The sequence below is a fragment of the Hyphomicrobium sp. CS1BSMeth3 genome (assembly GCF_900117415.1).
Lineage (GTDB): Bacteria > Pseudomonadota > Alphaproteobacteria > Rhizobiales > Hyphomicrobiaceae.
In genome coordinates, this window is sequence record NZ_FPEI01000004.1 from 517599 (window position 1) to 529916 (window position 12318).

Below are 12318 nucleotides of genomic sequence, written 5' to 3' on the forward strand. Positions count from 1 at the left end.
AGCTAGGCCTGTCAAAAGTCATGCCTCCGTCAGGCCCGCTCTACTCGCGTCAGGGGCGCGATCCACGCCAGTGTCTCGAACAATCGCCCCGGCAAAGAGCTGCCTCATCTGCTCGGCGCTCGAGCGCGGATCGTGCTTTGCTCTGAGCGTTTGCCAGCCGGCCTTGCCCAAAGCCCGGGCCCGCTCGGGATCCGACAGCATCCACTCGAGCGCATCGGCCAGCGCGATCGCATCGCCGGGCTCTACGAGGCGGCCGCTCTCGCCATCGACGACGAGCTCGGAGATGCCGCCAACCCGCGTCGCCACGACCGGACGCTGCAGGGCAAAGGCCTCCATCAGCACGACCGGAATGCCCTCCCCGAGGCTCGCCAGCACGACCAGGTCCGCATCGGCAAGGTGCTGCGCGACCCCCGCCGGCGCCAGCGCGCCGGTCATTGTGACATGCCCGGAGAGCCCCGCCTTCGCGATGTGCGCGACAATCTCCCGTTCGAGCGGCCCGCCACCGACGAGCGTGCAATGAAAATCCCGGCCCCGCGTCTTCAGCTCCCTCAGCGCGCCGAGCAGGACGCAATGCCCCTTCTCCGGCGCGAGGCGCGCAACGCATACAATGCGATTGCGCTCCGGCATCGGCGGCACGGCATCGGCGGCCGCGGCGGGATAGCCGCATCGCACGACATGGACCTTGCCGGCAGCCTCCGGCGCACTCTGCAGCAGGGTCTCGCGGCCGCGCTCGCTGATGCAGACCGCAAAGGCGCATTCGCGCACTTTTTCTCCGTGACGGAACTCCATCGGCTCGTCGAGATCGATGCCGTGAAAGGTGATGCTCATGGGCAGCCCGGCGAGACGGGCGGCAATCATCGCCGTGTTCGAGCCGGAATTGCCGAAATGACAATGGAGGTGCTCCGCCCCGGCGCGCTTCAGCATCCAGGCGAGCAGAACACCCTCGAAATAGTACATGAGCCATTTCAGCTTCTGGCGCCCGCGTGCCTTGCCGATCGCATCGGCCAGCACGCGCAGGCTGACGGCGGGCTGTGTCACGAAGGTCGCAACGACAGCCGTGGCAAGCTGAATGGGCGGCGGGGGCACCAGCCAGCGTGTCTGCGCCGCTTCCGCCAGTGCCCGCTCGCCGAGAACGTCTGCGGCTCCCGGCTTGCGTACGGAAAAGCGCAGGATTTCTACACCGAGGTCCGACAACGCCCGGATCTCGCGCTCGATGAAGGTGTGACTGGGCGCGGGATAGCGGCTGACGAGATAAGCGATCCTCATCCTAGGCTCTCCCGAACAACCGGCGGGAGAGGCCGCTCAGCTCCATGCGCAGGAGGGCGTCGGAAGGCGCGCCGCGGCTGTCCGCCAGCCGTCCCTGGGCAATGAACCAGCGCCGAAGAGCAAAGACATCGGCGGTCCTGCGATCGTTCAGACCAGGATCGAGAGCGGCGGCATAGGCGTACCCGGCTGCTGCCGCGGCGCGGCGGACCCGGCTGTCGTGGTCCCCGTTCGGATAGCAGAGGCCCGTCACGGCGCGGCCGGCGATGGCCGAAAGTCTTTCGCGCGATGCCCCCATCTCGGTCGCGAGCGCGTCGTCTGCGCACTGCGTGAGCAGAGGATGCGTCATCGAATGTGAGCCGATCTCATGCCCTTCGTCCGCCAGACTTCTGATCTGGCCGGATGTCATGATGAGATCGTCGTCGCGCACGCGCGATGCCGGTTCGCTGCGCAGCGCCGCGACCCACGCCGCGCGCTCGGCGGGCGCAAGCCGCTTGGCCTTTTCCAGAGCCGCCGCGGCATCGGCGGGGCCTGTCGCGCTGTCCTCTTGCGGGGCCGGGCCAAAGGCGGCCCCGACGATGTCGTACCAAGGCTGCTCGTCCGTATCGACCAGCCCCGCGATGACATAGAACGTCGCGCGAAGGCCGTGAGCGCGCAGGATCGGCGCCGCATATCGCATGTTGTCGCGATAGCCATCGTCGAACGTGATCGCTACGAGCGGCCGATCGGAGACCTCGCCCCTTTGCCAGGCGGCGAGCGCCGTCCCGAGCGGCGCTACGGTGTAGCGCTCGGCGAGGATCCGGCAGTGCGCGCGCAGCGTCTCCGGCGTCACCACGAGGTCTGGCGTGTGATATCGCGCACGTTCCGCCTCGGGCAGAACGCGGTGGTAGCACAATACAGCCAGAGCCCCTCTCGCGGCGCGCTCAAAAGCGGAAAGCGCTCCCGACCGTGCGGCGAAGGAGCCTGCCGCGGCCCGTATAAGCGACTTCATTCATTTAGAACCTAGGACTGCCTGCAAATATCTACTGACCCAATCGTTTAAAAATGCCCCTTCCGGAGGGAAGAATCCAGTCCTCAACTGCAAAACGAGCACATTCCTTCGCCGAATTGCGAGGTAATGGCAAAAAAGCGTACGGCGAGGGGCGCCCTCCTCGGCCGCCCCTCTTCCTCCTCAGGCCAGGGTCTCCATGAGCCGCTTCTGCAGCATCATGCGCGGAATAAGCGAAGAAATATAAAGATGCTCGCTGAGCGTGTGGGCGCCATTGCCGTCGACGCCGAGGCCGTCGAGGGTCGGCACCTTGTGGGCTGTGAAGTTGCCGTCGCTGCCGCCGCCCGTCGAAAGATCGTGGAGCTCGAAGCCGATCTCGGCCGCAATGGCCTTGGCGTGCGCGAAGAGCGCCGCAATGCCGCTGTTCTTCTCGAAGGGCGGTCGGTTGAGCCCGCCTTCGATCGTGAGCTGGATGGCCGGATTGTGCGGCTTCAGCGCCTTGATGCGCCGGTCCATCTCCTCCGCGTCCGCAACCGTGAGCACGCGCATGTCGACCGTCGCCGTGCAGTGCTCTGGGACCACGTTGTCGGCCGTGCCGCCCTTGATCTGGCCTATGTTGAACGTGACGCCGCGCTTGTAATCCGTCCAACCGTCGATGGTCACCGCGTGGCGGGCCACTTCCGCGATCGCGTTGAGGCCTTCCTGATGCTTGCTGCCGGAGTGCGCCGGCCGCCCGCGCGCGCTGATCACGTAGCGTCCGACGCCCTTGCGGCCCGTGACGACCCGCCCGCCGTCACGCGCCGGCTCCGTGACGAGGACGTACTTCGCGCGCTCGGCCTCCTGCTCGATGAGGCGGCGCGACGTGCGGCTCCCCGTCTCCTCGTCCGAGACGTAGAGAAAGCGCACCGGAAGGCCGTTCGGCGTCGGCCCGGCGGCAATGGCGCGATAGGCGCAGAGCGCGAGATAGGCACCACCCTTCATGTCGTAGATGCCCGGGCCGTAGGCCTTGTCGCCCTCGACGCGGAAGGGAAGATCCTTCGCGAGCGTGCCCTTCGGATGCACGGTATCGAGATGGCAGAGGACGAGGATGCCAGGGCCATCGCCGCCCCAGGCCGAGGTAATGCGCAGATGGTCGCCGCGGCTGTCAGTGCCGGGAATGCGCTCGACAGTGGCCCCGGCCGCCTCGAACTCAGAGGCACACTTCGTCATCATGCGGTTGACGCCGTCGACATCGGCCGTCTGGCTCTCGATCTCGACCCACTCGCGAAGGCCCGCCAGGATTTCCTGCGCCGTGATCTCCATGTGCCCCGTCTCCCTCGACCGAACTGCCCCCTGTCGGGGCCGTTTTTCTTACTCCCGCCCCGCGGGCGTCGCACTCACGTTTCCGCGCGGCGTTTCGCCTCGCGCCACGTTACGAAGAGCGTCGATCCCACGATCAGCGCGGCTCCGAGCCACGTCGACCAGCCGGGCACCTCGCTGAAGAAGATGTAGCCCCAGGTGACCATCCAGAGCAGGCGCACGTAGTCCGCCGGCATGAGCAGGCTGGCATCGACCATCTTGAGCGCCTGCACGTAGCAGAAGTTGCCAAGGGCAGCGACGGCGCCCATGCCGACGAGCGCGAGCCACGCGCCGCCGCTCGGCATGACCCAGACCGGGATCGCCGCCAGCCCGGCGATCGGCGCGATCATCAGCGGCTGATAGAAGGAGATCGTGATCGGGCTGTCGAAGCGCGTCAGATCCTTGGCAATGAGCAGCGACATGGCCCAGAGGATGCTCGAGCCGACGGCAGCAACGGCCGCGAGCGATATCGTCTCGAAGCCCGGCTTCAATACGATCGCAGCACCGATCAATCCGATGACGACGGCACTGGACCGGACGGGCCCCACGGTCTCGCGAAAATAGAGCGCCGCGCCGATCGTGATGAAGATCGGTGTCGTGAAGCTCAGTACACCGGCATCGGCAAGCGGCATGTTGGCGAGCGCGTAGTACCAGCTCCACATGGACGCGACGCCGATCGAACCGCGCAAGAGCTGCAGGGGCAGATTGTTGGTCCGCCATGCGACCTTGCCCGGCCGGAAAACGAACGGCGCCGTCATCAGCAGCGTGAAGAGCGCGCGCAGGAACACGATCTCGATCGTTGGGAGCTCCGCGCCCACGAAGCGCACGCCGAGGTGCAGCAGGGACGAGTTGAAGCCCGCGCACAGCATCAGCAGGACCGCGCTGACAACAATCCTGCGCTCCGCCGAGCCGACGGCAGCGGCCTCGTGGCCCGTCATTCAACTTTTCTCCGCTGGCGTTCTCAGGAGAGGCCGAGCACACCGAAAAAACCAACCGCCAGCGCGCCGGCAAGAGCCAGCAGGAACAACAGCCATTTCATCGCCGCGCTCCCTCCCTGGGAGGGGGCCGCACCGGCTGTGGCGACTTCGCGCCCCGTGCGACACAAGGTCATGGGGGAACGCGCCGCTCTGATGCCTGCTGAGCCGGCCGGCCCGCAACTGCACGATGGGCCGACTATGGCCGGACGCAGGCCCCTTGGGAAGCGCCGCGCGATTGACTTGCCCGCATGGCCCCCATATAAGCCCTGCACTCATTCGGAGACATGGGCGCACCGTTTCCGGCGACCACGCCGAGGAGCGGGGGCGCCGATTGGTGTTGCAGCGACTACGCTGCGCCCCAGACATATCCCGGCGGCGCAACCGCCAAGAGCAAGATGTTGGCGGTGCGGCCGCCGAAGCGAGAATGGAGAACGTATCGTGAAGCGGACCTATCAGCCGAGCAAGCTCGTGCGCAAGCGTCGGCACGGCTTCCGCGCCCGCATGGCGACCGTCGGCGGCCGTAACGTCATTGCGCGGCGTCGCGCCAAGGGTCGCAAGCGCCTGTCGGCTTAAGGCGGGCCGGAACCGCGCCGAGCCAGCGGGACAACTGCCGCGACGCGCCGGACTGCGCGGCTGCCGCAGGTGAGCATGTTGCGGCACTTCCCGGTCGTTCGGTGATCGGACGCAGCAGATGGCCATCGCGACACTGAAGCGACGCGCAGAGTTCCTCCGAGTTCGTGGCGGACGACGATGGTCCACCCCGGCTTTCGTCATCGAGATGCGGACACGTTCCGGGAGCGATCGACCCATGAGGGCCGAGATGGGGGCCGAGACAGCCGGGCAGCAGCGGGAAGGCGAAGGCCCCGCGCGCTTCGGCTTCACGGCCACCAAAAAGCTCGGGAATGCCGTCGTCCGCAACCGCATTCGCCGCCGCCTTCGAGAGGCCGTGCGGCTCGTCGCGCCGAGCCAGGCCCGCACCGGCTGCGACTATGTGCTGATAGCGCGGGAAGCAGCGGCGTCCAGGCCCTTTGCCGCGCTCGAGAAGGATCTCGTCGCGGCGTTCGCGGCACTGCATGCGCCGACGGCTGCCGGAACGCGCCCCGCACGGGGCGACACGCGCGCCGGCGCCCGCTCCCAAACGACGCGCGGCCGGGCCGGGCGCCCGGGCCCCGCAAGCGAAGGCTGATGACCCGATGATGCAGCACGACGACAACCAGAAGAACCTCCTGCTCGCGATCGTGCTGTCGATCGGCGTGCTGCTCTTCTGGCAGTTCTACTACGCCGGCCCGAAGATGCAGCAGGAGCGCGATCGCCTCGCGCGCCAGCAGCAGGAGCAGACACAGCAGGCGCCGGGTACGCAGGCCCCTGGCCAGCCGGCCGCCACCCCGGGCAGCCCGCCGGTGGCGGCACCGGGCGCCGCACCAGGCGCGCCGAGCGCCGTGCCGGGCGCCGCAGCGCCCGCCGGCGCCGTCCACACACGCGAGACGGCGATCAAGTCCTCGCCCCGCGTCACCATCGCCACGCCGAGCCTCACAGGCTCGATCTCGCTGAAGGGCGGACGCATCGACGACCTCGTGCTCGTGAAGTACCGCGAGCAGGTCGACCCGACGAGCCCGCATGTCGTCCTGTTCTCGCCGGCTGATGCGCCGAACGCTTATTTCGCCGAGCACGGCTGGGTTGCAGCCGGCGGCAGCACGGCGAAGCTTCCGGCCCGCGATACCGTGTGGACCGCCGAGACGACCGGCCCCCTCACGCCCGCCACCCCCCCCCGCCTCACCTGGGACAACGGCGAGGGCCTCACCTTCCGCCGGACGATCTCCGTCGACAACGACTACATGTTCACGGTCCGCGACGAGGTCGAGAACAAGTCGCAGACATCCCAGTCGCTCTTTCCCTATGCCCGCATCTACCGCGTCGGCACACCCAAGCTCGAGGGCTTCTACATCCTCCATGAAGGCCTGATCGGCGTCATCGGCGACCACGGTCTGCAGGAGATCAAGTACGCCGACGTGCTCAAGGAAGGCGGCAGCAAGACCATCGACAAGGCGACCGGCGGCTGGCTCGGCATCACCGACAAGTACTGGGCCGCAGCCGTCGTCCCGAGCCAGACGGGCGAGTATCGCGCGAGCTTCCTCGGCATCCCCGGGAGCCCCGGCCAGCGCGAGGCCTTCCAGACCGACTACCTCGCCTCATCCATCACAGTCGCGCCCGGCGCGACGGCCGCGGCCGAGGGCCATCTCTTTGCCGGCGCCAAGCAGGTCAATCTGATCGACAGCTACAGCGAGGCCCTCAAGATCAAGAAGTTCGACCTGCTGGTCGACTGGGGCTGGTTCTACTTCATCACGAAGCCGCTCTTCCATCTCATCCACTGGCTCGCTGGCTGGTTCGCGAGCATCGGCATCTCGGCCAACTTCGGCATGGCCATTCTCGCCACCACCGTGCTTGTGAAGGCGGTGTTCTTCCCGCTCGCCAACAAGTCCTACGAGTCCATGGCGAAGATGAAGAATCTCCAGCCGGAGATGGAGAAGCTGCGCGAGCGCTACAAGGATGACCGCGCCAAGCAGCAGCAGGAGCTGATGGGGCTCTACAAGAAAGAGAAGATCAACCCGCTCGCGGGCTGCTTGCCGATCGTGCTCCAGATCCCGGTGTTCTTCGCGCTCTACAAGGTGCTGTTCGTGACGATCGACATGCGTCACGCGCCCTTCTACGGCTGGATCAAGGATCTCTCGTCGCCCGATCCGACCTCGCTCTTCAATCTGTTCGGCCTGCTGCCTTACGCCGTGCCCCAGTTCCTCCATGTCGGCGCCTGGCCGATCATCATGGGCATGACGATGTGGGTCCAGATGCAGTTGAACCCGCAGCAGCCCGACCCCATCCAGCAGCGCATCTTCAACTGGATGCCGGTGCTCTTCACGTTCCTGCTCGCGTCCTTCCCGGCCGGTCTCGTGATCTACTGGGCCTGGAACAACGTGCTCTCGCTGCTCCAGCAGTACGCGATCATGCGCAAGAACAACACCGAGGTGCATCTCTGGAAGAACCTCGGCGTCGAGAAATGGCTGGCGGCCCGCCGCGCCGCCAACGACAAGAAGTGACCGCCGCGAACGCCGACGACGAAGCCGGTGACCGCCTCTTCCGCGGTCACTGGATCTTCCTGAAGAGCGTCCCCTCGCTGGAGTTCCTGCCGGAGGCCGACCGGCCCGAGGTTGCGTTTGCGGGCCGCTCGAATGTCGGCAAGTCGACGCTCATCAATGCCCTCGTCGACCAGCACGGCCTCGCACGTGCCTCGAATACGCCCGGCCGCACGCAATCCTTGAACTACTTCGGCCCCGAGCGCCCCGAGCCGCCCTTCTACCTCGTCGATATGCCGGGTTACGGCTATGCCAAGGCCCCCAAGGACATGGTGGAGGCCTGGACGGTCCTCGTGCGCGACTACCTGCGCGGCCGCCCGAATCTCGGCCGGACATTTCTCCTCATCGACGCACGCCACGGCCTGAAGCCCGTCGACCGCGAGATCATGAAACTGCTCGATGAGGCCGCCGTCTCCTACCAGATCGTGCTGACGAAGGCGGACAAGCTGACCCCGAAAGCCCTCGAGCACGTGATTGCTGCAACGCAGAAAGAGATCACGGCGCATCCTGCCGCCATGCCCAACGTGCTGGCCACCTCGTCGGAAAAAAAGCGCGGGCTCGCAGAGCTGCGCGCCGCGGTCGCCGCCGTCGTCCTGCACAGACGCGCCTGAACCCCGCGTTTCCTCGCGCGTGCCGCGATATGCCGCAGCGGCGCGGCACATGCCAATGCTCGCTTCGGGCTTCGGCACTGGGTAAGGACGGTGCACGGAATGCGTGCGTCGCTCGCCCTCGGCGAGGCCTGCGCAAAGTGCGCTGGCGGAATTCCGTGCAAATTGGTGCACCGCTCTGGCTGCTGCGCTAGTTTGCACCCTTGAGACCTTCCAAGGTGCGGCTATAACGTGGTCCGACGGGCGACGACTTTGTCGGATTGAGGGCGAACCGGGCCGGGGCACGGCGCCCGGGCGAGGCTGGGAGCAGACGGGAATGATGAACGGTCGAGGCGGCTTCGGGTGGGCGGCCAAGCTCGCAGCACGGGCCGGCAGCGTGGCGTCGGGGATGGCGCTCGCAGGGGGCGCGACGAGCGCATTGGCGCAGACGACGGGACAGCCCATGCACTGGCAGATGGGCCTGCAGGCGCCCGTCACCCCGATCGCAGATGCGATCCATTGGTTTCACGACGTTCTCGTGAACCCGATCATCATCGGCATCGCGGCCTTCGTGCTCGTGCTGATGATCTACGTGATGTACAAATTCAGCGAGAAGCGGAACCCGACGCCCTCGAGCACGACGCACAATCAGCTCCTCGAGGTGGCGTGGACCGTCATTCCGGTCCTGATCCTGCTCGTGATCGCGGTTCCCTCGTTCAAGCTCCTCTATGCCCAGTACGACTACCCGAAGCCCGATCTGACGATCAAAGCGACGGGGAACCAGTGGAACTGGACGCACAGCTACCCCGACCACGGCAATTTCAGCTTCACCTCGGTCATGCTCAATGACCAGGAGCGCCAGGCGCTGATCGCGAAGGGCATCCCGGCGCCGCGCCTTCTGGCCGTGAACAACGAGGTCTTCGTTCCGGTCAACAAGGTCGTGCACGTGCTGGTGACCGCGAGCGACGTGATCCACAACTGGACCATTCCCTCCTTCGGCTCCAAGGTCGACGCCGTGCCGGGCCGCATCACCGCCACCTGGTTCAAGGCCCGCAAGGAAGGCGTCTATTACGGCCAGTGCTCGGAGCTGTGCGGCAAGGACCATGCGTTCATGCCGATCGCGGTCCGCGTCGTGAACGACGCCGTCTTCAACGAGTGGGTCGCCGCCGTGAAGGCACGTGACCGCAACAAGGTCCGCGAGATCCAGGAGCGCACTGCACTGGCCCAGGCCGGAGCAAAGGTGGCCGACGCGGCGTCACGCTGACGCCGCGCCGCGAGCGCGCCGAGACGAGGAGTTGACCGGCTGCACTGCAGCCGCTGCCGGCAAAGCACAAGGAGCAAGGCTTAGTCCCTTCCCGCAGCCGGCGGAACGCAAGAACGAGAACGATCAAGCTGGGGTGAAGCAGAGATGGCGACCAAGGCACACGAGGCGCACGGCCAAGACGATCACCACGATACGCCGACCTTTTTCAATCGCTGGCTCTTCTCCACCAACCACAAGGACATCGGCACGCTGTACCTGCTGTTCGCCATCATGGCGGGCATCATCGGCGGCTTCCTCTCGGTGATGATGCGGCTCGAGTTGCAAGAGCCGGGTATGCAGTGGTTCGCCGATCCGCACATGTTCAATGTGTTCGTCACGGGCCACGGCCTCATCATGGTGTTCTTTATGGTGATGCCGGCGATGATCGGCGGGTTCGGCAACTGGTTCGTGCCGCTCATGATCGGCGCGCCGGACATGGCCTTCCCGCGCATGAACAACATCTCCTTCTGGCTGCTGCCCGTCGCCTTCACGCTGCTGCTGCTCTCGATGTTCGTCGAGGGTCCCGCCGGCGGCAACGGCGTCGGCGCCGGCTGGACGGTCTATGCTCCGCTCTCGACCTCCGGCCATCCCGGCCCGGCCGTGGATTTCGCGATCCTCTCACTGCACATCGCCGGTGCTTCCTCGATCCTCGGCGCGATCAACTTCATCACCACGATCTTCAACATGCGCGCGCCGGGCATGACCCTGCACAAGATGCCGCTGTTCGTGTGGTCGGTGCTGATCACGGCCTTCCTGCTGCTGCTGTCGCTCCCCGTGCTCGCCGGCGCGATCACCATGCTGCTGACGGACCGCAATTTCGGCACGACGTTCTTCGCAGCCGCCGGCGGTGGCGACCCGCTGCTCTACCAGCATCTCTTCTGGTTCTTCGGCCATCCCGAGGTGTACATCCTCATCCTCCCGGGCTTCGGCATGGTCAGCCAGATCGTCTCGACCTTCTCGCGTAAGCCCGTGTTCGGCTATCTCGGCATGGCCTACGCCATGGTCGCGATCGGCCTCGTCGGCTTCGTCGTGTGGGCGCACCACATGTATACGTCCGGCATGGGCGTCAACACGCAGGCCTACTTCGTCTTCGCGACGATGGTCATCGCCGTGCCGACCGGCGTGAAGATCTTCTCCTGGATTGCCACCATGTGGGGCGGCTCGATCCGCTTCACGGTGCCGATGATGTGGGCGCTCGGCTTCATCTTCCTCTTCACGGTCGGCGGCGTCACCGGCGTCATGCTCGCCAACGCAGGCGTGGATCGCGCGCTCCACGACACCTACTACGTCGTCGCGCACTTCCACTACGTGCTGTCGCTCGGCGCCGTCTTCGCGATCTTCGCGGGCTGGTACTACTGGTTCCCGAAGATGAGCGGCTACATGTACAACGAGACCATCGCGAAGGTGCACTTCTGGCTCACCTTCATCGGTGCCAACGTGCTCTTCTTCCCGCAGCACTTCCTCGGCCTCGCCGGCATGCCGCGCCGCTACGTGGACTACCCGGACGCCTTCGCCGACTGGAACCGCATCTCGTCGTACGGCTCGTACATGACCGCCGTCGCGACGCTGATCTTCATCCTCGGAATGCTTCACGCCTACTTCGTGCTGCGCAAGAAGGCGGGCGACAACCCCTGGGGCGAAGGCGCGACCACGCTCGAGTGGACGCTGAGCTCGCCGCCGGCCTTCCACAGCTTCGAGACGCTGCCGCGGATCAAGGCCACGGACCACCACTGAGACCCAACTCCCGGATGCCGCCCGCGGGCGGCATCCAAACTTGAGAGACCCTGGCAATCATGAGCGATGTGACCGTCCCATACACGCGCGAGAGCCTTTCCGAGGCTCCAGGCGGGACTGTCGGCGATTTCATCGCCCTCATGAAGCCGCGCGTGATGTCGCTGGTGATCTTCACGGCGCTCGTCGGCCTCGTCGTCGCGCCGGGCCCGCTCCATCCTGCGCTCGCGGCAATTGCGCTCCTCGCGATTGCCGTCGGTGCGGGTGCCTCGGGCGCGCTCAACATGTGGTACGACGCCGACATCGACGCCTGCATGGCCCGCACGGTTGGCCGCCCCATCCCGCGCGGCCGCGTGACGCCCGAGGAAGCCTTCAGCTTCGGCATGGTGCTGTCGATTGGCTCGGTGCTGACGCTCGGCGTGCTCGTGAACTGGGTGGCGGGCGCGCTGCTCGCCCTCACGATCGCCTTCTACGTCATCGTCTACACGATGTGGCTCAAGCGCCGCACGCCGCAGAACATCGTCATCGGCGGCGCCGCCGGCGCCTTCCCGCCGATGATCGGCTGGGCCGCCGTTACCGGTGGCATCAGCATCGAGAGCATTCTGATGTTCGCGATCATCTTCATGTGGACGCCGCCGCACTTCTGGGCGCTCGCGCTCTTCCGCGCCGGTGACTACGAGCGCGCGGGCGTGCCGATGCTGCCGGTCGTCGCCGGCGAGAAGGAGACGCGGCGCCAGATCGTGATCTATTCGGCGCTGCTCGTGCCGCTGGCCGTCGCGCCGGCCTTCATCGGCCTCGGCGGCATCGCCTATGGCATCATTTCGACGGTCCTCGGCGCGATCTTCCTCAGCCTGGCGCTCGCCCTCTGGCGCGCCGACGAGGAAGCCAAGCGCATTCAGATCGCCAAGCGGCTGTTCGGGTTTTCGATCCTCTATCTCTTCGGCCTGTTCGCGGTGCTGCTCGTCGAGCGCCTCGCAGCGGGTCTCATGAACTGAGCATAGGG

Annotated in this window: 12 protein-coding genes; 7 read left to right on the plus strand and 5 right to left on the minus strand. The window is 66.3% G+C overall.

Annotated elements, in window-relative coordinates:
* Nucleotides 1-18: 18 nt before the first annotated feature.
* From CS1BSM3_RS06685 to CS1BSM3_RS28195, 5 genes are all read right to left on the minus strand, one after another.
* Nucleotides 19-1266 carry a glycosyltransferase family 4 protein gene (locus tag CS1BSM3_RS06685; protein WP_072386229.1) on the minus strand — a complete coding sequence of 416 codons (1248 nt, stop codon included), beginning with the start codon at nucleotides 1264-1266 and terminating at the stop codon, nucleotides 19-21.
* A gap of 1 nt (nucleotide 1267) precedes the next feature.
* A complete protein-coding gene (locus CS1BSM3_RS06690) occupies nucleotides 1268-2158 on the minus strand; it encodes a polysaccharide deacetylase family protein (protein WP_072386230.1) in 891 nt (296 codons plus the stop codon).
* Nucleotides 2159-2434: 276 nt separating this feature from the next.
* Nucleotides 2435-3553 carry a M20 family metallopeptidase gene (locus CS1BSM3_RS06695; RefSeq protein ID WP_072386231.1) on the minus strand — a complete coding sequence of 373 codons (1119 nt, stop codon included), beginning with the start codon at nucleotides 3551-3553 and terminating at the stop codon, nucleotides 2435-2437.
* Nucleotides 3554-3627: 74 nt separating this feature from the next.
* On the minus strand, nucleotides 3628-4527 hold the full coding sequence (locus CS1BSM3_RS06700) for a DMT family transporter (RefSeq protein ID WP_072386232.1): 900 nt from the start codon (nucleotides 4525-4527) through the stop codon (nucleotides 3628-3630).
* A 23-nt stretch (nucleotides 4528-4550) separates the two neighbouring features.
* Entirely contained in the window at nucleotides 4551-4700 is a 150-nt protein-coding gene (locus tag CS1BSM3_RS28195; protein ID WP_174263639.1) for a hypothetical protein, read from the minus strand.
* Nucleotides 4701-5004: 304 nt separating this feature from the next.
* Here CS1BSM3_RS28195 and rpmH point away from each other — a divergent pair, with 304 nt between their 5' ends.
* The 7 genes from rpmH (at nucleotide 5005) to CS1BSM3_RS06735 (ending at nucleotide 12310) form a co-directional block, all read left to right on the plus strand.
* Nucleotides 5005-5139, plus strand: coding sequence for a 50S ribosomal protein L34 (rpmH, locus tag CS1BSM3_RS06705; protein WP_072386233.1), 135 nt, complete (start codon nucleotides 5005-5007; stop codon nucleotides 5137-5139).
* A gap of 118 nt (nucleotides 5140-5257) precedes the next feature.
* Nucleotides 5258-5752: a ribonuclease P protein component gene (rnpA, locus tag CS1BSM3_RS06710; RefSeq protein ID WP_072386234.1), complete on the plus strand. Its 495-nt coding sequence runs from the start codon at nucleotides 5258-5260 to the stop codon at nucleotides 5750-5752.
* A gap of 7 nt (nucleotides 5753-5759) precedes the next feature.
* The gene (gene yidC / locus CS1BSM3_RS06715; protein WP_072386235.1) at nucleotides 5760-7658 is read left to right on the plus strand and encodes a membrane protein insertase YidC; all 1899 of its coding nucleotides are present in this window, start codon (nucleotides 5760-5762) and stop codon (nucleotides 7656-7658) included.
* Nucleotides 7655-8305 carry a ribosome biogenesis GTP-binding protein YihA/YsxC gene (gene yihA, locus CS1BSM3_RS06720; RefSeq protein ID WP_072386726.1) on the plus strand — a complete coding sequence of 217 codons (651 nt, stop codon included), beginning with the start codon at nucleotides 7655-7657 and terminating at the stop codon, nucleotides 8303-8305. Before yidC ends, yihA begins: the two co-directional genes overlap by 4 nt.
* Nucleotides 8306-8690: 385 nt before the next feature.
* A complete protein-coding gene (gene coxB, locus CS1BSM3_RS06725; RefSeq protein ID WP_143149124.1) occupies nucleotides 8691-9545 on the plus strand; it encodes a cytochrome c oxidase subunit II in 855 nt (284 codons plus the stop codon).
* Between the two features lie 144 nt (nucleotides 9546-9689).
* A complete protein-coding gene (gene ctaD / locus CS1BSM3_RS06730) occupies nucleotides 9690-11318 on the plus strand; it encodes a cytochrome c oxidase subunit I (protein WP_072386237.1) in 1629 nt (542 codons plus the stop codon).
* 59 nt (nucleotides 11319-11377) lie between these two features.
* Nucleotides 11378-12310, plus strand: a complete 933-nt coding sequence (locus CS1BSM3_RS06735; RefSeq protein WP_072386238.1) for a heme o synthase — start codon at nucleotides 11378-11380, stop codon at nucleotides 12308-12310.
* The last annotated feature ends 8 nt before the right edge of the window (nucleotides 12311-12318 follow it).

What these genes read in the sequence shown, in the direction of transcription:
- CS1BSM3_RS06685 (WP_072386229.1), bottom strand. Translation starts at nt 1,266, where the DNA reads ATGAGGATCGCTTATCTCGTCAGCCGCTATCCCGCGCCCAGTCACACC.
- CS1BSM3_RS06695 (WP_072386231.1), bottom strand. Translation starts at nt 3,553, where the DNA reads ATGGAGATCACGGCGCAGGAAATCCTGGCGGGCCTTCGCGAGTGGGTC.
- CS1BSM3_RS06700 (WP_072386232.1), bottom strand. Translation starts at nt 4,527, where the DNA reads ATGACGGGCCACGAGGCCGCTGCCGTCGGCTCGGCGGAGCGCAGGATT.
- CS1BSM3_RS28195 (WP_174263639.1), bottom strand. Translation starts at nt 4,700, where the DNA reads ATGACCTTGTGTCGCACGGGGCGCGAAGTCGCCACAGCCGGTGCGGCC.
- rnpA (WP_072386234.1), top strand. Translation starts at nt 5,258, where the DNA reads ATGGCCATCGCGACACTGAAGCGACGCGCAGAGTTCCTCCGAGTTCGT.
- yidC (WP_072386235.1), top strand. Translation starts at nt 5,760, where the DNA reads ATGATGCAGCACGACGACAACCAGAAGAACCTCCTGCTCGCGATCGTG.
- coxB (WP_143149124.1), top strand. Translation starts at nt 8,691, where the DNA reads ATGGCGCTCGCAGGGGGCGCGACGAGCGCATTGGCGCAGACGACGGGA.
- ctaD (WP_072386237.1), top strand. Translation starts at nt 9,690, where the DNA reads ATGGCGACCAAGGCACACGAGGCGCACGGCCAAGACGATCACCACGAT.
- CS1BSM3_RS06735 (WP_072386238.1), top strand. Translation starts at nt 11,378, where the DNA reads ATGAGCGATGTGACCGTCCCATACACGCGCGAGAGCCTTTCCGAGGCT.